Annotated in this window: 14 protein-coding genes; 10 read left to right on the forward strand and 4 right to left on the reverse strand. The window is 63.2% G+C overall.

All coding sequences use genetic code 11. From position 1 onward, the window contains the following. Positions 1-67 precede the first annotated feature (67 nt). The 7 genes from DK870_RS23135 to uvrA all read left to right on the forward strand — a co-directional run bounded on the left by DK870_RS23135 (position 68) and on the right by uvrA (position 10,752). The gene (locus tag DK870_RS23135; RefSeq protein ID WP_161549776.1) at positions 68-655 is read left to right on the forward strand and encodes an NUDIX domain-containing protein; all 588 of its coding nucleotides are present in this window, start codon (positions 68-70) and stop codon (positions 653-655) included. Between the two features lie 45 nt (positions 656-700). After that, on the forward strand, positions 701-1,318 hold the full coding sequence (gene lexA / locus DK870_RS23140; protein WP_161549777.1) for a transcriptional repressor LexA: 618 nt from the start codon (positions 701-703) through the stop codon (positions 1,316-1,318). After that, the gene (gene imuA, locus DK870_RS23145) at positions 1,318-1,932 is read left to right on the forward strand and encodes a translesion DNA synthesis-associated protein ImuA (RefSeq protein ID WP_161549778.1); all 615 of its coding nucleotides are present in this window, start codon (positions 1,318-1,320) and stop codon (positions 1,930-1,932) included. Before lexA ends, imuA begins: the two co-directional genes overlap by 1 nt. Before the next feature lie 7 nt (positions 1,933-1,939). Then, on the forward strand, positions 1,940-3,352 hold the full coding sequence (locus DK870_RS23150) for a DNA polymerase Y family protein (RefSeq protein WP_161549779.1): 1,413 nt from the start codon (positions 1,940-1,942) through the stop codon (positions 3,350-3,352). Further along, positions 3,349-6,420 (forward strand): error-prone DNA polymerase, encoded by a 3,072-nt coding sequence (locus DK870_RS23155; RefSeq protein WP_161549780.1) that lies wholly within the window; start codon positions 3,349-3,351, stop codon positions 6,418-6,420. The genes DK870_RS23150 and DK870_RS23155 overlap by 4 nt, the downstream gene beginning before the upstream one ends. Positions 6,421-6,529: 109 nt before the next feature. Further along, positions 6,530-8,242: an ATP-binding protein gene (locus tag DK870_RS23160; RefSeq protein ID WP_060752538.1), complete on the forward strand. Its 1,713-nt coding sequence runs from the start codon at positions 6,530-6,532 to the stop codon at positions 8,240-8,242. Next, on the forward strand, positions 8,239-10,752 hold the full coding sequence (uvrA, locus tag DK870_RS23165; protein ID WP_161549781.1) for an excinuclease ABC subunit UvrA: 2,514 nt from the start codon (positions 8,239-8,241) through the stop codon (positions 10,750-10,752). Before DK870_RS23160 ends, uvrA begins: the two co-directional genes overlap by 4 nt. Positions 10,753-10,862: 110 nt before the next feature. On the opposite strand, the gene tkt is transcribed toward uvrA, so the two are convergent. Next, positions 10,863-12,917 (reverse strand): transketolase, encoded by a 2,055-nt coding sequence (tkt, locus tag DK870_RS23170; protein ID WP_161549782.1) that lies wholly within the window; start codon positions 12,915-12,917, stop codon positions 10,863-10,865. Between the two features lie 175 nt (positions 12,918-13,092). Between tkt and DK870_RS23175 the strand changes: the two genes are divergently transcribed. Beyond that, positions 13,093-13,317 carry a YdcH family protein gene (locus DK870_RS23175; protein ID WP_060752759.1) on the forward strand — a complete coding sequence of 75 codons (225 nt, stop codon included), beginning with the start codon at positions 13,093-13,095 and terminating at the stop codon, positions 13,315-13,317. 136 nt (positions 13,318-13,453) lie between these two features. Here the strand turns inward: DK870_RS23175 and DK870_RS23180 are convergent, their stop codons facing one another. Further along, positions 13,454-14,830 (reverse strand): VOC family protein, encoded by a 1,377-nt coding sequence (locus DK870_RS23180; protein ID WP_161549783.1) that lies wholly within the window; start codon positions 14,828-14,830, stop codon positions 13,454-13,456. Positions 14,831-15,127: 297 nt separating this feature from the next. On the opposite strand from DK870_RS23180, the gene DK870_RS23185 reads away from it, so the two are divergent. Together DK870_RS23185 and DK870_RS23190 are read left to right on the forward strand one after the other, a co-directional pair. After that, a complete protein-coding gene (locus tag DK870_RS23185; protein WP_060752542.1) occupies positions 15,128-16,537 on the forward strand; it encodes an OprD family outer membrane porin in 1,410 nt (469 codons plus the stop codon). Positions 16,538-16,671: 134 nt separating this feature from the next. After that, complete coding sequence (locus tag DK870_RS23190) at positions 16,672-19,311, forward strand: glucosidase (RefSeq protein WP_161549784.1); 2,640 nt, start codon at positions 16,672-16,674, stop codon at positions 19,309-19,311. Positions 19,312-19,358: 47 nt separating this feature from the next. Here the strand turns inward: DK870_RS23190 and DK870_RS23195 are convergent, their stop codons facing one another. Both DK870_RS23195 and DK870_RS23200 read right to left on the reverse strand, forming a co-directional pair. Further along, the gene (locus DK870_RS23195) at positions 19,359-19,673 is read right to left on the reverse strand and encodes an SCP2 sterol-binding domain-containing protein (RefSeq protein WP_003215671.1); all 315 of its coding nucleotides are present in this window, start codon (positions 19,671-19,673) and stop codon (positions 19,359-19,361) included. Positions 19,674-19,728: 55 nt separating this feature from the next. Then, on the reverse strand, positions 19,729-20,439 hold the full coding sequence (locus DK870_RS23200; protein ID WP_090370542.1) for a histidine phosphatase family protein: 711 nt from the start codon (positions 20,437-20,439) through the stop codon (positions 19,729-19,731). Between the last annotated feature and the right edge of the window lie 135 nt (positions 20,440-20,574).

Consider the following 20,574-nt stretch of genomic DNA (forward strand, 5'->3'; position numbering starts at 1 on the left):
ACCTGCCAACTTGACGCTGGCCGGCGCCCGGGAACATGCTCGCCCTCCCACGTACAGAGGCCCAACCATGGACAACAGCCCCGTTCGCATCACCGCCGAAGAAACCCTCTCGAAAAACTGGTACCTGTTGAAAAAATACAGTTTCGACTTGCGCCGCCAGGACGGCAGTTGGCAAGCCCAGACCCGTGAGGTGTACGACCGCGGCAATGGCGCGACCATCCTGCTGTACAACCGTGCGCAGCGCACGGTGTTGCTGATCCGCCAGTTCCGTATGCCCACCTTCGTCAACGACTACCACGGCTATCTGATCGAAGCGGCGGCCGGCTTGCTCGACAACGCCAGCCCCGAAGAACGCATTCGCCTGGAAGCCGAAGAAGAGACCGGCTATCGCGTCGGCCACGTGGAGAAAATCTACTCGGCGTTCATGAGCCCGGGTTCGGTGACTGAGCGCATTCACTTCTTTATCGGCGAGTACCAACCGACGGATCAGGTCGGTACGGGGGGCGGCCTGGAGGAGGAGGGCGAGGATATCGAAGTGCTGGAGCTGGGGTTCGAGCAGGCGCTGACGATGGTACAGAACGGCGAGATTGTGGATGGCAAGACGATCATGCTGCTGCAGTATCTGGAACTGCAGATGTTGAAAGACGGCTGGTGAGCCCCGACTGGCGGTTATTGTCAGAAATTTCCCAGAGGAGTACAAATGTACTCCATGACGACTCTCACTCCCCGCCGTACCGCCATCCTGACCTTTATCCGCGACCGTATCGCGCAGCAAGGTCAGCCCCCCAGCCTCGCCGAGATCGCCGAGGCGTTCGGCTTCGCCTCGCGCAGCGTCGCGCGCAAGCACGTGGTAGCCCTGACTGAAGCCGGGTTCATCGAGGTCAACCCCAACCAGGCGCGGGGCATTCGCCTGCTCAACCAACCGGCACGCCCCGAATGGCTGGATGTGCCGGTGCTCGGCCGAGTGGCTGCGGGCCGGCCCATCGGCGCCGACGCCGAAGTGCACAGCCGCCTGCAACTGGACCCTGCCACCTTCACGAAAACCCCGGATTATCTATTGCGGGTGCAGGGCGACTCGATGATCGATGACGGCATCCTCGACGGCGACCTGGTGGGCGTGCGCCGCAGTGCCGAGGTGTTGAACGGGCAAATCGTCGTGGCGCGGCTGGATGGCGAAGTCACCATCAAGCGTTTCGAGCGCAGTGGCGAGCGCGTGCGCCTGCTGCCGCGCAACCCCGCCTATCAACCCATCGTGGTCGGGCCCGACCAGGACCTGGCCATTGAAGGGGTGTTCTGTGGCCTGGTGAGGCAAGGCTGATGGGCGCCGTGGTTGCCCTGGACGCGCTGTTCAATGGTGGGCGCGTGTGGAAGGGCCGGCCCGTTGCACCATCGGCCAGCGTGCACCCCACGGGGTTGGCGAGGCTGGATGCGGTGTTGCCAACGGGCGGCTGGCCGGAGTCGGCCTTGAGCGAAATCCTGATGGCCAAAGAGGGCATCGGCGAATTGCAATTGGTGCTGCCGACCCTGGCGCGCTTGTCGGCGGCGGGGGAGCGAATTGTGTTGGTCGCGCCGCCTTACACGCCGTACCCCCACGCCTGGCAGAACGCCGGGGTGGATGTGCGCCAGCTGTCGGTGATCCGGGCCGAGGAGCGCGATGCGTTGTGGGCGGTGGAGCAATGCCTGCGCTCCGGTAGTTGCGGCGCGGTGCTGTGCTGGCCGCGCAAGGCCGATGACCGAGCACTGCGCCGCTTGCAGGTGGCGGCGGAAACCGGACAGACCCTGGCGTTTGCCTGGCGTGCCTTGAGCGAGGCGGTCAATGCGTCGCCTGCGGCTTTGCGCCTGGCGGTTGAGGCAGCGCCTGCACAAGTGCGGGTGCTCAAATGCCGGGGCGGGTTGGCCCATCCGGCGCCCATCGCGTTGGCGGGGCACTGAGGTTGCCATGCGTTGGGTGTGTATTGTCTTTCCGCAATTGGCGCTGGACGGCGTGCAGCGTGTGCATCCCGAGCCGGACCAACCCCTCGCGTTGTTGGCCGGTACCCCGCAACGTCGCGTGCTGCAGACCGTCAATGCTGCCGCCCGTGCCTTGGGCCTGCGCCCCGGGCAATCGCTGACGGCGGCCCATGCGCTGGCCAAGTCCTTTGCCTGCGCCGAATACGACCCCGCCGAGATCGAGCGTTGGCAGCAATTCCTCGCGGCCTGGGCCTACTGTTTCAGCTCCCAGGTCAGTCTGCACTACCCACGCGCCTTATTGTTCGAGATCGAGTCGAGCCTGGGCCTGTTCGGGCCGTGGCCGCGGTTTGAAGCGCGTTTGCGCCAGGAGCTGAACGAGTTAGGTTTTCGCCACCGTATCGTCGCCGCGCCCAACCCTGCGGCGGCGCGGGTACTGGCCAATCTCTACGATGGCCTGGCGGTGACTGACGACGCCTTGAGCCAGGCCCTGGCGTCGCTGCCCATCGACCGCGCCGGCCTCGACCCGCAGGCCGCCATCGCGTTGTCCCGCATGGGCCTGCGCACCCTGGCCCAGGTGCAGGCGTTGCCCCGGCACACCCTGGCGCGGCGTTTCGAGGCGGGCTTGCTCAAGCACCTGGATACCCTCACCGGGCAACGGCCATTGGCCTTGGCGTTCTATCAGCCGCCGGATCAGTTCGAGGCACGCATCGAATTGAATTTCGACGTGCAATCCCACCAGGCGCTGCTCTTCCCCTTGCGCCGTTTGACCGGCGACCTGTCTGCCTTCCTCTGCGGTCGTGACAGTGGTGTGCAGCGCTATGACCTGCACCTGGAACACGCCCAGCAACCCGATAGCGTGATCAAGGTCGGCCTGCTCAGCGCCGAGCGGGAACCTTCGATGTTGTTCGAACTGGCCCGCGGGCGCCTGGAGCAGGTGCAAGTCAGCGCGCCGGTACGCGGCGTGCGCCTGCTGGCCCAGGACTTGCCCGTATTCGTGCCGCAACGCCAGGACCTGTTCGACGACCGCCCGCAACAGACCTTGCCCTGGGAGCAACTGCGCGAACGCCTGCGCGCGCGGCTTGGCGATGACGCGGTGCAGAGCCTGCGTTTTCATGCCGACCATCGCCCCGAATGCGCCTGGCAAGCGACAGCGGCCAAACACCCGTGCCAGCCCCTGGACAACGTGCGCCGCCCCGGCTGGTTGCTGACCGAGCCGACCCTGCTGGCCGAGCCGGGCGTGCAGATCCTCATGGGCCCGGAGCGCATCGAATCCGGCTGGTGGGACGGCGCGGATATCCGTCGCGACTATTACCTGATCCGCACCCGTGCCGGCCAGCAAGGCTGGGCCTACCGCACCGTCGGCGAACCCGATGGGTTGTGGTTGCAGGGTTGGTTTGCATGAGTTACGCCGAGCTGCATTGCCTGTCCAACTTCAGTTTCCAGCGCGGCGCCTCCAGTGCGCTGGAGTTGTTCGAGCGCGCCAAAGGCCAGGGTTACAGCGCCCTGGCGATCACCGACGAATGCACGCTGGCAGGTATCGTGCGGGCCTGGCAGGCGGCAAAGGCCGTGGCGTTGCCGTTGATTATCGGCAGCGAAGTGCGCATCGAAAACGGCCCGAAACTGGTGCTGCTGGTGGAAGACCTGAATGGCTATCAGCACCTGTGCCGCTTGATCACCCTGGCCCGACGGCGTGCCGCAAAGGGCGGTTATCGCCTGCTGCCAGCCGACTTCGAACAACCGTTGCCGGGCCTGCTGGCATTGTGGGTGGCCGAAGACAGCGACACCCAGGCGTCGATCCAATGGCTGCGCCACACCTTCGCCGAACGCCTGTGGCTGGCGGTACACCTGCACTGCGGCCAGGACGATGCGCGTCATCTGGAGCAACGCCTGCACCTGGCCGCCAGCCTGAATATCAAGGCGGTGGCCTGCGGTGATGTGCATATGCATGTGCGCGGCCGTCGGGCCCTGCAAGACACCATGACTGCTATCCGCCATCACGTGCCGGTGGCCGAGGCCGGCACGCGCCTGCACCCCAATGGCGAGCGGCACTTGCGTGATCTCGACGCCCTGGCTGCGCTGTATCCGCAAACGTTGCTCGACGAGACCCAGGCCATTGCGCGCCGTTGCACCTTTGACCTCGGCCAGTTGCATTATCACTACCCACGCGAGCTGGTGCCCGAGGGGCATGACGCAACGTCCTGGCTGCGTGCCGTGACGCAAGAAGGCATCGCCCGGCGCTGGCCAAAGGGGGTTGATAGCAAGACCTTGCAGCAGATCGACAAGGAACTGGAGGTGATCGGCACCCTGGGTTATGAAAGCTATTTCCTCACGGTTCACGACATCGTGCGCTTCGCCCGCAGCCGGTCGATCCTGTGCCAGGGCCGGGGTTCGGCGGCCAACTCGGCCGTGTGTTTTGCCTTGGGCATCACCGAGATCGACCCCAGCCTGACGGCTATGCTGTTCGAGCGCTTCCTGTCCAAGGAGCGCAATGAGCCCCCGGACATTGATGTGGACTTCGAGCACGACCGACGCGAGGAGGTGTTGCAGTACGTGTTCCAACGCTACGGCCGCACCCGCGCGGCGTTGACGGCGGTGGTCAGTTGTTATCACGCGGCCGGCGCGGTACGCGACGTGGCCAAGGCCCTGGGGCTGCCGCCGGACCAGATCAACGCCCTGGCCGACTGTTGCGGGCGCTGGAGTGACGATGCTCCGCCCCTGGAACGCCTGCGTGAAAGCGGCTTTGACCCGCACAGCCCGATCCTGCGCCGCGTGCTGACGCTGACCCGGCAACTGATTGGTTTTCCCCGTCATCTGTCGCAGCACCCCGGCGGCTTCGTGATTTCCGAATACCCGCTGGACACCCTGGTGCCGGTGGAAAACGCGGCCATGGCCGAGCGCACCATCATCCAGTGGGACAAGGACGACCTCGATGCGGTCGGCCTGCTCAAGGTGGATATTCTGGCCCTGGGCATGCTCAGTGCGATCCGCCGCTGTTTCGACCTGTTGCGCCGCCACCGTGGCCGTGACCTGGCCTTGGCGACGATCCCCAAGGAAGATCCGGCGACCTACGCGATGATCAGCAAGGCCGACACCATCGGCGTGTTCCAGATCGAATCGCGGGCGCAGATGTCGATGCTGCCCAGGCTCAAGCCGAATAATTTCTATGACCTGGTGATTGAGGTGGCGATTGTGCGGCCGGGGCCGATCCAGGGCGGCATGGTGCATCCTTACCTGCGTCGTCGGAACAATGAAGAAGCCACCACTTACCCGTCGCCGCAATTGAAAACGGTGTTGAAGCGCACCCTGGGCATTCCGCTGTTCCAGGAACAGGTGATGCAGATCGCCATGGTCGCCGCCGACTACAGCCCCGGCGAGGCCGACCAGTTGCGCCGTTCGATGGCCGCCTGGAAGCGCCACGGCGGGCTGGAACCACACCAGGAGCGCCTGCGCGACGGCATGCTCAAGAACGGCTACACCGAAGCCTTTGCCGCGCAGATTTTCGAGCAGATCAAGGGCTTTGGCAGCTATGGTTTCCCCGAGTCCCACGCGGCCAGTTTCGCCTTGCTGACCTATGCCAGTTGCTGGCTCAAATGCCATGAGCCGGCGGCCTTCGCCTGTGCGCTGATCAACAGTTGGCCCATGGGTTTCTACAGCCCGGACCAGATCCTGCAGGACGCCCGGCGCCATCGGTTACAGATTCGCCCGGTGGAAGTCCAGGCCAGCGACTGGGATTGCAGCCTGGAGCCTATCGACGGCGCGCAACCGGCAATCCGCATGGGCTTGCGCATGATCGCGGGGTTTCGCGAGGAGGACGCACGACGTATCGAGGCCGCTCGCCAACACCAGGCATTCAGCGACATTGCCGACCTGGGCGCACGCGCCGGGCTGGATGCGCGGGCCCAGGCCTTGCTGGCGGATGCTGGGGCCTTGCGGGCGTTGGCCGGGCATCGGCACAAAGCGCGCTGGGAGGTGGCGGGCGTGCAGCAGCAACTGGGCCTGTTCGCCGGTCTGCCCAGCCCCGACGAAGCGGTGGTGGAGTTGCCGGCGCCTTCGGTCGGCGAAGACCTGCACGCTGATTACGCCACCGTTGGTACCACCCTTGGCCCGCACCCGTTGGCGCTGTTGCGTGAAGAATTGCGCAAGCGACGCTGCCGCAGCTCCCATGAACTCCTGGCGGTCGAGCATGGTCGTAACGTGAGTATTGCCGGGCTGGTTACGGGGCGGCAGCGGCCCGGCACGGCCAGTGGCGTGACCTTCGTCACCCTGGAGGATGAGTTCGGTAACCTCAACGTGGTGGTCTGGCGTGACTTGGCCGAGCGTCAGCGCCAGGCGCTGGTTGGCTCTCGGCTGCTCAAGGTGGATGGGCGCTGGGAGGCGGTGGGTGACGTGCGACACCTGATCGCCGGACGTTTGACCGACCTGACGCCGCTGCTGGAAGGGATCCATGTGCGCAGCCGGGATTTTCACTGAAGACTGTGACGCGGGTTGCATTTACCTGCTGGCGTTAAGGCGGTGAAACGATCTAGGGTTGGCGCGCTCCAACGCTGGTCGATGTTTTCTTTTCGTACTGAGTCAACCCATGCATTTTTTATCCAACTCTCATGGCTGCGAAGGCTGGGCCGGTGAAATGGCCCGGCGAATCCGCGCGTTCGACTGGTCGACCACTGATCTTGGCCCCATCGACTCGTGGTCCACCAGCCTGGTCTGCAACGTGCAAATGATGCTGGCCTCGCCCGTGCCGATGGTGATGCTGTGGGGGCGGGCGGGGTACATGATCTATAACGACAGCTATTCGGCGTTTGCCGGTGGCCGCCACCCGTATCTATTGGGCAAGCCGGTGGAGTTGGGTTGGCCGGAAGTCGCCGACTTCAACCGTCATGTGGTCGACACCTGCCTGGCGGGCGGGACCTTGTTATTCAACAACAAGGACCTGGTACTGTCGCGCCATGGCAAGCCGGAGACGGTCTGGCTGGACCTGTATTACAGCCCGGTTGCCGGCGACAACCAGCAGCCGGCCGGCGTGCTGGCGATTGTGGTGGAGACCACCGAACTGGTGAAGTCCGAGCAAGTGCGCCAGGAACTTACCCACAATCTGGAACAACGCGTCGCCGCTGAAGTGCAGGCGCGCTCCGCTGCCGAGGATCAACTGCGCCAGTCGCAGAAGCTGGAAGCCATCGGCGGCCTGACCGGTGGTGTAGCCCACGACTTCAATAACCTGCTGCAGGTGATCGCCGGCAACCTGCACCTGCTGGCCCGGCATGAGCCGGATAACGCCCAGGTGCAGCGCCGGGTCAACGCAGCCATTGAGGCCGTTGAGCGCGGCGCCAAGCTGTCGGCGCAACTGCTCGCCTTCGCCCGTCGCCAGCCGCTGTCGCCGGCGGTGTACAACCCGCAGCGCATCTATGCGGGCCTGGGCGAATTGCTGCAGCGTGCGTTGGGTGAAACCATTCATATCGATGTGCAGATGCCCACGGATGCCTGGTGCATCAAGGTCGACCGCAACCAGCTGGAAAACGCGCTGCTCAACCTGGCGATCAATGCCCGGGATGCCATGCACGGCGAAGGCGTGATTCGTATCACCGGCGAAAACATAATCCTCAACCCTGACGATTGCGCCGGTAAAAGTATCAAGCCGGGCGAGTATGTGCGCCTGGCGGTCAGCGACACCGGCGTGGGGATGTGCCCGGAGGTGCTCAAGCGCGTCTTCGAGCCGTTTTTCACCACCAAGCTCGAGGGCCAGGGCACCGGGCTGGGCTTGAGCATGGTGTTCGGCTTCGTGCGCCAAAGCGGCGGGCACGTGGAGATGTGGAGCGAGGAGGGCAAGGGCTCGACGGTGCAGATGTATTTCCCCCACAGCCTGGAGCCGGAATGCTTGGACACACAGGAAGAACTGGCGCTGCACTGCGGCGGCCAGGAGACCATCCTGGTGGTGGAGGACAATGAAGGCGTGCGCCTGACGGTCGTCGAGTTGCTCAAGCAAGCGGGCTATACCGTACTCACCGCCGAGGACGGCGACCGGGCGATGCGGGTGTTGCAGGACGGTGTACGGCCGGACCTGATTTTCACGGATGTGGTGATGCCCGGCCGCGTCAAAAGCACGGACCTGGCCGACTGGGCCCGCGTGCAGCAGCCTCCCGTGCCAGTGCTGTTCACCTCCGGGCACACCCGTGACATTCTCTCCAGCAATCATTTGCTGAGCCCGGATATCAACTTGCTGAGCAAGCCCTACAGCCCCGATGCCCTGACGCAACGGGTGCGCTCGGTGCTCACTACCCGACAAGGTTGTCCATGACCTCACAGCGCAACATGCCCAAGCTTTCTACCCCGGTCGGCTTCGTCCGGGTGCGTGGCGCCCGCGAACACAACCTGCGCGATGTCGATGTGGACATTCCCCGTGACGCCCTGGTGGTGTTCACCGGGGTGTCCGGCTCCGGCAAGTCGTCGCTGGCATTTTCCACGGTGTATGCTGAGGCGCAGCGCCGTTACTTCGAGTCGGTGGCGCCGTATGCGCGGCGCCTGATCGATCAGGTCGGCGTCCCGGACGTGGACAGCATCGAGGGCCTGCCCCCCGCCGTGGCCCTGCAACAGCAGCGCGGCACGCCGAGTGCGCGTTCATCGGTGGGCAGCGTGACCACGCTGTCGAGCCTGATCCGCATGCTGTATTCCCGCGCCGGCAGCTACCCGCCGGGCCAGCCAATGCTGTACGCCGAAGACTTTTCGCCGAGCCTGCCCCAGGGGGCCTGCCCGGAGTGCCATGGCCTGGGTCGCGTGTATGAGGTGACCGAGGCGCTGATGGTGCCGGACCCGTCGCTGACCCTGCGCCAGCGTGCGGTGGCATCCTGGCCGCTGGCCTGGCAGGGCCAGAACCTGCGCGACATCCTCGTGACGCTGGGCTATGACGTCGATATTCCGTGGTGCGACCTGCCGAAAAAGCAGCGCGACTGGATCCTGTTCACCGAAGAAACCCCGACCGTACCGGTGTATGCCGGCTTCACCCCCGAACAGACCCGCGACGCCCTCAAGCGCAAACTGGAGCCGAGCTACCAGGGCACGTTCAGCGGTGCGCGGCGTTATATCCTGCACACCTTCACCCACACCCAAAGCGCACTGATGAAAAAGCGCGTCGCGCAATTCATGCAGGGCAGCGCGTGCCCGTTGTGCGAAGGCAAGCGGCTGAACCAGGCGGCGCTGTCGGTGAAGTTTGCCGGGGTGGATATCGGTGAGTTGTCGCAGTTGTCGTTGTCCCGCTTGGCCGAGCTGTTGCGCCCGGTGGCGGCGGGGCAGGACAAGATGAAACTGTCGGTGGAAAAGCGCCTGGCGGCGCAGCGCATCGCCCAGGACCTGCTGGAGCGGGTCAACACCTTGATCGAATTGGGCCTGGGTTATCTGTCCCTGGAGCGCAGTACGCCGACCTTGTCGTCCGGTGAATTGCAGCGCCTGCGCCTGGCCACTCAATTGGGCTCGCAGTTGTTCGGCGTGATCTATGTGCTGGATGAGCCTTCGGCGGGCCTGCACCCGGCCGATGGTGAAGCGTTGTTCAGCGCATTGGAGCGCTTGAAGGCGGCGGGCAATTCGTTGTTCGTGGTCGAGCACGACCTGGAAACCATGCGCCGCGCCGACTGGCTGATCGACGTCGGCCCGGCGGCCGGCGAGCAGGGTGGGCAGGTGCTGTACAGCGGCCCGCCGGCCGGTTTGGCCGACGTTGAGGCGTCGCAGACCCGCGAGTATCTGTTTGCCGAACAGCGCCCGCCGAGGCCGCCGCACCGTGAGCCTTCGGGCTGGTTGAAGCTCGAAGGGGTGACGCGCAATAACCTCAATGACCTGGACGTGGAGTTCCCGCTGGGGTGCTTCACGGCGGTGACCGGTATTTCCGGCTCGGGTAAATCCAGCCTGGTCAGCCAGGCGCTGCTGGAACTGGTGGGCACGGGCCTGGGGCGCGTGCTGGAGAACGACGAAGAACCAAGCCTGGAAGACGACGCGCCGCAAGCCAGCGGCGGGCGGATCAGCAGCGGCCTGGAACACCTTCGCCGTCTGGTGCAGGTGGATCAGAAACCCATCGGCCGTACCCCGCGTTCGAACCTTGCGACCTACACCGGGCTGTTCGACAACGTGCGCAAGCTGTTCGCCGCCACGCCAGCGGCGAAAAAGCGCGGTTACGATGCCGGGCAGTTTTCCTTCAACGTCGCCAAGGGCCGCTGCCCGAATTGTGAAGGCGAAGGCTTTGTCAGCGTCGAATTGTTATTCATGCCCAGTGTGTATGCGCCGTGCCCGACGTGCCATGGCGCCCGCTACAACCCCGAGACTCTGGCGATCCAGTGGCAGGGTTTGAACATCGCCCAAGTGCTGGGGCTGACGGTGGCGCAGGCGGTCGAGGTCTTCGCCGAGCAGCCGGGGATATTGCGCTCCTTGCAGGTACTGCGGGATATCGGCCTGGGCTATTTGCGCCTGGGCCAGCCGGCGACGGAGTTGTCGGGCGGAGAGGCGCAGCGCATCAAGCTGGCCACCGAACTGCAACGCAATGCGCGGGGCGCCACGTTGTATGTGCTGGATGAGCCGACCACCGGCCTGCATCCGCGAGACGTCGACCGCCTGCTCAGCCAGTTGAATCAGCTGGTGGATGCCGGCCACACCGTGGTGGTGGTGGAGCATGAAATGCGCGTGGTTGCCCAGAGTGATTGGGTGATCGATATCGGGCCGGGAGCGGGCGCTCAAGGCGGCAAGGTGGTGGCGTGTGGTACGCCGCAGAAAGTCGCCAAGAGCAAGGCCAGCCGCACCGCCCCCTTCCTCGCCCGGGAACTGTGAGGCCGATGCGGGACAAACTGTGGGAGGGGGCTTGCTCCCGATGACGGCCTGTCAGTCACTTCATGTGTCGACTGAACCCCGCCATCGAGAGCAAGTGCGAATCAACGCATTCAGTGTTGAGCCCGTTGGATCTGCTGCCTGGCCAGCTCCACCACATTCTCAACCGTAAACCCGAACTTCTCCTGCAACTTGGCCAGCGGCGCCGAAGCCCCGAAGCTGTTCATCACCACTTTGGCCCCGGTCTGCCCGACATAGCGGTCCCAACCCAGGGGGCCGGCCTGTTCTATCGCTATCCGAGCCTTTACTGCGGGCGGCAACACACTGTCGCGATAGCTGCGTTCCTGCTCTTCAAACAGCTCCCAACAGGGCATTGAAACCACCTGCGCGGCAATCCCTTCGGCGGTCAACTGTTCATAGGCCGCCACGGCCAGGCTGACTTCACTGCCGGTCGCCAACAGCAACACTTCAGGGCGCTCGGCACCCGCCAGCACATAGGCGCCCCTGGCCGCCCCCGAGGCGCTCGCATACTGCGTACGGTCCAGGGTCGGCAACGCCTGGCGCGACAGCACCAGGCAGCTGGGCCGGTGGGTTTGCGCCAGGGCTACCTTCCACAATTCCAGGGTTTCATTGGAATCGCCGGGGCGCAGGGTCAGCAACCCCGGCGTGGCCCGCAGCTGCGTGAGGTGCTCGATGGGTTGGTGCGTTGGCCCGTCCTCACCCACGCCGATCGAGTCGTGGGTAAACACGAACACCACCGGCAACTCCATGATCGCCGCCAGGCGGATCGGCGGTTTCATGTAGTCGCTGAACACCAGGAACGTCGAGGTGTAGGGCCGCAGGTAGGACAAGGCCATGCCGTTGGCGATGGCGCCCATGGCATGTTCACGAATCCCGAAGTGCAGGTTGCGCCCGCTGTAGTCGTCGGCGCTGAAACGCCCGGCACCCTCAAAGGTGAGGTTGGTCTTGGTCGAGGGCGACAGATCCGCCGACCCGCCAATCAGCCAAGGGATATGCTGGGCGAAGGCGTTCAACACCTCGCCGCCCGAGGCACGGCTGGCGACGCCCTTGGCATCCGCCGTAAAGTCCGGCAGGTCGGCTTGCCACTGTGCCGGCATTTCCCCGGCGCGCATGCGCTGGAGTTCGTCGGCCAATGGCGCGTCGAGCTGGGACAGGGTCTGGTTCCATTGGCTGAACAAGGGCTCGGCGCGTTCGAGCAACGCATCGCGCAACGCCGTACGCGCCGCATCGGGCACCAGGAAGCTGGAGTCCTGTGGCCAGCCATAGGCGGCCTTGGTCAGGCGGATTTCTTCTTCACCCAGCGGCTCGCCATGGGCGGCGGCTGTGTTGTGTTTGTGGGGCGAGCCATAGCCGATCACGCTGTCGACCACGATCAGGGTCGGGGCGCCGGTGTTGGCCTGGAAGGTTGCCAGCGCAGCACTCAGGGCCTGCAGATCATTGGCATCGGTGACGTGCAGGGTGTGCCAGCCATAGGCCTGGAAGCGCTGGATCACATCTTCGCTGAACGCCAGCTCCGTGTGGCCCTCGATGCTGATGGTGTTGTTGTCGTAGATCCAGCACAGGTTATCCAGCTGCAGGTGCCCGGCCAACGATGCCGCTTCGCCGCTGATACCCTCCATCATGTCGCCGTCACCGCACAGGGTGTAGACGTTGTAGTCGAACAGCACCTTGCCGTCGCGGTTGAAGCGCTTGGCCAGCCAGCGCTCGGCCATGGCCATGCCGACGCTGTTGGCACAGCCCTGGCCGAGCGGGCCGGTGGTGGTTTCCACGCCGGTAGTCATGCGGTATTCGGGGTGGCCTGGGGTCTTGGAGCCCATCTGCCGGAACTGCTTGATGTCGTCGAGGCTGATCGCGGGCGCTCCGGAGCGTTTGCCATGGGCATCGATCTCGACCACACCGGCCAGGTGCAGCAGCGAATACAGCAGCATCGACGCATGCCCCACCGACAACACAAACCGATCACGGTTGGGCCAGTCGGGTTGCTGCGGGTGATAACGCAGGAAGCGACTCCACAACGTATACCCCACCGGCGCCAGGCCCATCGGCGTGCCGGGGTGTCCGGAATTGGCCTTCTGCACGGCGTCCATGGCCAGGGTGCGAATCGTGTTGATGCATTGGGTGTCGACAGCGGTGGCAGCATGATTCATGAACCGGTCTCCCTCGGGTGGCTATCTAGAGTGGAGGGCAGGGCTGGGCAAAAGGTTTGATCCCATCGCCCGCCTTGCGACGAACGGAGCCCTATTGATCCCGGACATGACAAGACCCTGCGCAATGGGCTAGCTTCAAGAGCGTAGGCCATTGATCAACGTGCAGAGGTACGCCATGCCAGTGAAACACGACCTGATTCAGGACTTGGGTAAAAGCAAGGAAGAGGTTCACCAACGTAGGGCGAGTGATAAGCGCCTGGACGCGCTGTTCGACCAGTACAAGGACGCCGACGACGCGGTACTGAAAGCGGAATCGGCCAGCGCCAGTGATGAACAGGTGGAGGTACTGAAGAAAAAGCGGCTGTTGATCAAAGACGAAATTGTGCAACGGATGTTGTAGGAACGAAGGCAATATTTGTTCAGAATTGTCTGGGGGACAGACGGCGTCTTACTGCCTATGATGCCCCCCGTCCACCCGGCTCTGGGGATTTTTGCAGCGCATGGAATGCGCAGCTGAGCCGGGCGGGCATCTCATTTCAATTCAGCAGGGTTTTCAGGCATTCGTCGATGGAGCGCTGCTGCGTCTCGCCATACAGCTGCAATTCATCAATCGTCTGACGCCCCAGCGCCTGTTCGAACTGCGCCTGGTTGGCGTTGGCTGCGTAGTGACTTTGCGCCGCATCCCCCAGGTTCGACTGGAATATCCCCGCCGCACTCACCGGCAGGAAATCTTCATAGACCAACGGCTCTACCGCCACATGGCCGGCTGCGATCAATGCCGCCAGGGTCTGTGGTTGATCGGCGTGACCGCGTGCCGCCAAGCCTTGTTCGGTGGCGAAGTAGCGAAAGTACGCCAGGCCCTGTTCACGCATCTGTGCATGATCATCGGGGAAGGCTTGGAAGTGTTGTTCCATCAACGCCACATAACGCGCAGCGTTGCTTTCATTGGGGAAGGCGCCCAGCGCATCGCGGGCGGCGTTCAGCAGTTGGTCGTACAGGGCGCGGCCTTTGGGTGTCAGGGCGACGCCGCGTTGTTCGATTTCGCCGAAGCGTGCGCTGTGGCTGCCCTGGGCATCGGTGAAGGCGATGGGTTCGTCGAGGGCCTTGAAGCTGGTCTGGCGCAGCAGGATCGGGCAGCGACGGCAGGGTGGGCCTTCGATCACCGCCTTGGGGGTGATGCCTTTGCCAGGCATGGCGGCCTGCACTTGGTCGATATCCAGGGTGCGCGGTGTCAGGTGGTTGATGTGCGGGCCCTTGAACGCCACGACATCGGCGATCAGGCGATGCTGGTCGCTCAATTGCTGGTATTGCGCAGCGGTGACGGTGGCGGTGTGGTGCCAGCGGAAGGTTTCCAGGGCCTGGCGGATGAATTCATCAGCGTCCTGGGCGTTGAGGCCGCCGTCCCGTTCTGATTGTGCAATCAGCGCCAGTGCGCCCGGGGTGAAGATCGCACGTTTGGCCAGGGCCTGTTCGGCGAAGGCGCGCAGCTCGGGGTTTTCGATCAGTTCCAGGCGTAGCAGCGAGGTGAACACGCGAAACGGGCTGACCTGCAGCGAATGTTCATGCACGGCGCGAAAGGCCGTTGAATGCACCGGCACCCCGGCGGGCGTCAGGTCGTAGTAGCCCACCGGTTGCATGCCCATCACCGCAAACAGGCGGCTGATGGTTGCCAATTCCTCGGCGGTGCCCAGGCGGATGGCACCGTGGCGTTCCATGTCCAGGCGCTCGATCTCTGCGGTGCGGCGCAACTGCCGGGCCAGGCCCGGATCAGCCTTCAACACCCGGCTGTTGGTCTCGGCCACCAGCGCCATCAACGCGCCGTACAGCGGAACTTCATCTCGGTACATGTCCGACATGGCCTTGGAAAAACCTTTGCGGATCTCGTCGGGGCTGACATGCGCGGCGCTGGGCATAAAAAAATTCCTGAACACTAGAGATAGGGGCATGCAATGACGCGGCTTGTGCCTGGATTTTGTTGGGCTGGGTGCCAGCGTGCAAACGAAGAATCTTCAGGACTTCATTCTGCGAATGAATGACATGACGTAAATATGACAAAAACCATCCCCTGCGAAATTTCATTTTTCCCCGACTTTCCTAACAAATTCTTCACGAGGTGCGCCCAGGGCGTCATGAAACAATCGTCACGTTTGTAGGGATGAAAGCTGTTCTAAACACCGCACACATAAAAATAGATTTAGGGGCCGTCATTAATGAAAATTTCTACACTGGCGTTAGCTGTCACCGCCGCCGTGCTCGCACAGCAAGCGAGCGCCGATGGTTTTGGGCTGGGTTCTCTGGGTACAGGCAACGGTCACAGCGGTTTTCTTGAAGACAGCCATGCGTCCGTCAGTTCGCGGACCATGTACTACAGCGCCGATAACCGCTCGGGGACCAACAACGATCTGCGCGAAACCGCGACCGCGCTGCGTTTTGACTATAAGTCCGGCTACACCCAAGGCACCCTCGGCGTCGGTTTCGACGTGATGGCCTTTGGTGCGTTGCGCCTGGACGGTGGCGATGGTCACACCGCAGGCCCGGGCCTGGCGGGTAACGGCAACAGCTTCTTCCCGACCAAGAACAACGGTACCGAACCGGCCGACTCCTTCAGCCGTGCCGCCGGCAATGTGAAGTTCCGCATTTCCCAGACCGAGCTGCATGTGGGTGGCGGCCTGGCGCCGGTGTTGCCGATCCTGGTCTCGAACGACAGCCGCGTGGCGCCGCAGACCTTTGATGGCGGCATCCTCACTTCCAACGACATCCCGAACGTGAGTATCACCGCCGGTGAGTTGAACAAGGCCGAAGGCCGTGCGTCGAGCAACTCCACCGGGCTGAGCGTGGCCGGTGGTACCCGTGACAGCGACAGCTTCAAATTCGGCGGGTTTGATTACAAGCCGTTTGGCTCCTCCGACAACGCCATCGCTAAAAACCTGACGTTGCAGTACTACTACGCCAACCTGGAAAACTTCTACAAACAGAACTATTTCGGCCTGGTCCACGTATTGCCGCTGGGCAACGACCAATCGTTCAAGACGGACCTGCGCTACTTCGACAGCAGCAGCGACGGTAAAAACGGCGAGTCCGGCTATGCGTTCAACAACAACGGCGGCTACGCCAAGCACGCCGGCGAAGTGGACAACAAAACCTACAGCGCCGCGTTCACCTACCAATTGGGCGGCAGCAGCCTGATGCTTGGCCATATCGGTGTGAGCGATGACGGTGGCTTCGTCTGGGTCAACCAGGGCAGCCTTGCCGACCCTAACCCGCAAGGTGCGGGCGGCAGCGACTTCTATCTGTTCACCGACGCCGTGGTCGGCCAGTTCTCCCGTGCCGGTGAGCAGGTCAACTTCGGTCAGTACTCTTATGACTTCAAGGCTTTCGTACCTGGCCTGAGAGCGTCCGTGGCCTACCTGGACGGTACCGGCATCAAGTCCAAAGTGGCCGGCGGTTCCGACCAGAAAGAAAACGAAACCGACTTTCGTCTCGACTACGTCGTGCAGGAAGGGCCGCTCAAGGGCTTCGGTACCACGCTGCGCACCGGTACTTACCACGGCCACAACACCGGCACGCCGGATCAGGACCAGACGCGCCTGATCTTCAACTATACCTATGCGATCTTCTAAGAACGCGCTGGGATAACGAGCGGCCGCTGAATCAGCGGCCGTTTTTTTTGGCGCTCATAAAATGAGTCTTCATGTGCATCCGGGCACGGCGGGGCTCTACACTGCCCCTCACTGTGTCAGTGATGGAGGACTCGATGACGGCCAAGCCCGCAACCCACATCCTTGAAACCCTGGAAGGCCGGCGCCTGGCGGCTCAAGACGCCGAGCGCTGGCGCGAATGGGGGCCTTATCTGAGTGAACGCCAATGGGGCACCGTGCGCGAAGACTACAGCGCCGACGGCGACGCGTGGGCCTACTTTCCCCACGAGCACGCCCGCAGCCGGGCCTATCGCTGGGGTGAAGACGGCCTGGCCGGTTTCAGTGACAAGGCGCAACGCTGGTGCCTGGGCCTGGCCCTGTGGAACGAGCGCGACGCGATCATCAAGGAGCGCCTGTTCGGCCTGAACAATGCCGAGGGCAACCACGGTGAAGACGTCAAGGAGCTGTACTTCTTCGTCGACGGCGTACCGAGCCATGCCTACATGCGCATGCTCTACAAATACCCGCATGCCGCCTTTCCCTATGAAGATTTGCTCAACGAAAACGCCCGGCGCGGTCTGGACGCCGCCGAGTATGAAGTGCTCGACACTGGGGTATTCGAAGACAACCGCTACTGCGATGTCAGTGTCGAATACGCCAAGCATCAACCCGACGATATCTGCATGCGCATCACCGTGCACAACCGCTCGGACCAACCGACGCGCTTGCAGGTACTGCCCCAGCTCTGGGCGCGCAATGACTGGAGCTGGACCTACGACGCGCCCAAGCCAAGCCTGACCCTCAGCGGCGAGCAGGTGCTGGCCCGTCACCCTGAGCTGCCCGATCGCCATCTCAGCGCGTGGGGGCAGGAGGGTGTCGAATGGCTGTTTTGCGAAAACGAGACCAACTTCCCCAAGCTGGATGGGCTGGCAGCCTTGGGGCCGTTCAAGGATGGCATCAACGATTACGTGGTGGGTGCGGTGCAATCGGCGATTCGCCGCGACCGCGGCACCAAGGTCGCGGCGCGCTTTGTCCTCGAACTGGCGGGCCTGGAAAGCAAGACCCTGTACTTGCGCTTTGCCTCCACCGATGCGCCTGAGCTGAATGCGCGCAAGCTCTTCGAACAGCGTCGCCAGGAGGCGGATGATTTCTACGCGGCCTTGCAGCAGGGCATTGCCGATGAGGATGCGCGTAATGTGCAACGCCAGGCACTGGCCGGCCTGCTGTGGTCCAAGCAACTCTATTATTTTGACGTGAACCAATGGCTCGACGGCGACCCGGCCCAGCCCGCGCCACCGCCTGAGCGCCTGCATATCCGCAATACCCATTGGCGGCACCTGTCCAACTTCGACATCCTGACCATGCCCGATACTTGGGAATACCCGTGGTACGCCTCCTGGGACCAGGGCTTCCAGGCGGTGGCGATCGCACTGATCGACCCAGGGTATGCCAAGCAACAGCTGCTGTTGCTGGTGAAAGACCGCTTCATGCACCCCAACGGCCAATTGCCGGCTTATGAATGGCGTTTTGACGACGCCAACCCGCCGGTACACGCCTGGGCCAGCTGGCGGGTGTATCAGCAGGACAAAGCGCTCAACGGCGTGGGCGACATGGACTTTCTTGAGCGGATATTCCACAAGCTGCTGTTGAATTTTTCCTGGTGGGTCAACCGCAAGGACGCCGAAGGGCGCAACCTGTTCCAGGGCGGCTTCCTCGGCCTGGACAACATTGCGTTGTTCGACCGCTCGGCGGCGCTGCCGCCGGGTTACCAGTTGGATCAGGCCGACGGCACGGCCTGGGTAGCCGCCTATGCTCTGGACCTGATGCGCATCGGCCTGGAGCTGGCCAAGCGCAACGCGGTGTACGTGGACATCGCCGTGAAGTTTTTCGAGCACTTCCTGTATATCGCCGGCGCGATCAATCGCGTCGACGACAGTGCCGAAGGCTTGTGGGATGAGCAGGACCGGTTTTTCTACGACGTGCTGCACCGCCCCGACGGCCAGAATGAACCGGTGCGCCTGCGTTCCATCGTCGGCCTGATGCCGCTGTTTGCAGTGCTGGTGCTGGAGCAGCGTGAGCACGAAGGCTTGCCGGGCTTGCGTGAACGTCTGTTGGGGTTCATGAAGCACCGGCCAGACCTGGCCAAGCTGGTGTCACGCTGGAACGAACCGGGGCAGGGCAATCGCCTGTTGCTGGCGCTGTTGCGCGGTGAGCGCACCAAGGACCTGCTGCGGCGCATGTTGGAGGGCGATGAGTTCCTTTCGGCGTTTGGCGTGCGCTCTCTGTCCAAGGCATTTGCCGAGCAGCCGTTGGCGCTGAAAATGAATGGCGACACCCTGTGTGCGCGCTACCAGCCTGCTGAATCCGACTCACGCCTTTACGGCGGCAACTCCAACTGGCGGGGGCCGCTGTGGATGCCGGTGAACTACATGCTGATTGAGTCGCTGCGCGAGTTTCATCGTTACTACGCGGATAATTTTTCGGTGGAGTACCCGACGGGGAGTGGTTATCTGTCTTCCCTGGAGGACGTCGCCGACAGCCTGAGCCAGCGTCTGACGGGTTTATTCCTGCGCGATGAAAATGGCCTGCGGCCTTCGATGGCGGGGTATGCGCAGTTGGAGGCAGATCCGGCCAGCCGGGATCTGGTGTTGTTCCATGAGTATTTCCATGGGGAAACCGGACGGGGGTTGGGCGCATCCCATCAAACGGGATGGAGTGCGTTGGTGGCGTTGTTGCTACAGCCGAACCGCAACTGAATGTGGGAGGGAGCAAGCCCCCTCCCACCATTGGCGTTTCAGTGCACTCAGGCTGGGAACAGTTCGCTCAGCTTCATGGCCAGCATCATGTCGCCTTCAGTGCGCAGTTTGCCGCCCATGAACGCCTGCATGCCGTCGGTGGAGCCGTCGACGATGCCTTTCATGGTCTCGCCGTCCATGACCAGGGTCACTTGGGCGTCCGGGTTTTCGCCTTCCAGCAGTTCACAGGTGTTGTTTTTAACCACCAGCGAGAAGTTCTGGGTGTCATCGATACGGAAACCGAAGACCAGGTCCAGGCCGTCGGCGGCAGCTGGGTTGAATTTGGCTTTCATTGCTTCTACGGCTTTAGCTACGTCAGTCATGGTTTCGATCCTTTAGGGTGAGTCCAGTGACCTTGGGGTCACGGTTGGCCGCAGTTCATCGGAAAGTGATGAGCTGCGGCGCCTTCAACAATTGCAAGTGGGTATGACTGTTGAAGGAAGCCAGTGCCACCTCGCGACCGCGGAATTTCAGCTGGTTGAGCGAGGTGTTAACAATTTGCCAGTTCAGTTCGAAGGCCTGGGCGGCAGGCATCCGGGTAATCAGGTGGAGCAGGGCGGTGATGGTGCCGCCGGAGGTAAACACGGCGATCTTGTGGGTGTTGTCTGCCGCCTCGAGGATGCGCTGCAGGCCACCCTGGACGCGCTCGACAAACCCCAGCCAACTTTCCAGCCCGGGCGGGTCGTAGGTGCCGGCCAGCCAACGCTCGATGATCAGCGCGAAAATTCGCTGGAATTCGCTGCGGTTCTGCGCAGCATTGCGCAGGATCTCCAGGGCGTGGGGCTCGGTGCCGAGCAGGTCGGGGAGCAGGGCGCGGATGATCGCCTCGGCGTCGAACTCGTTGAAGGCACTGTCGACTTCAAGCGGTGGCACCGCAAGGCCCAGAGCCGTGTACTGATCGAAGGTAGCGCGGGCGGTGTGCTGCTGGCGACGCAGGTCGCCGGCGATGCAGCGGTCGAATGCCAGGCCGAGGTCGGCCAGGTGGCGACCGAGCACTTGCGCTTGCTCCACACCGACGGGCGACAGCACGTCGTAGTCGTCTGCACCGAAGGAGGCTTGGCCATGTCGAATCAGGTAGATGCTGCCCACGTCCGTTTTCCCGGTACGTTGAAAGTCTGGCGAGGTTATGAGGATGCCCGCGAGCTGTCAATGAAAAAACATACGCTTGTTTTAAAAGCGCGTTAGAGCGGTATTGCTGGCGGTTTGAGCACTGGTCCGAAGGCG

The organism is Pseudomonas sp. Q1, from assembly GCF_009935975.1.
GTDB lineage: Bacteria > Pseudomonadota > Gammaproteobacteria > Pseudomonadales > Pseudomonadaceae > Aquipseudomonas > Aquipseudomonas palleroniana.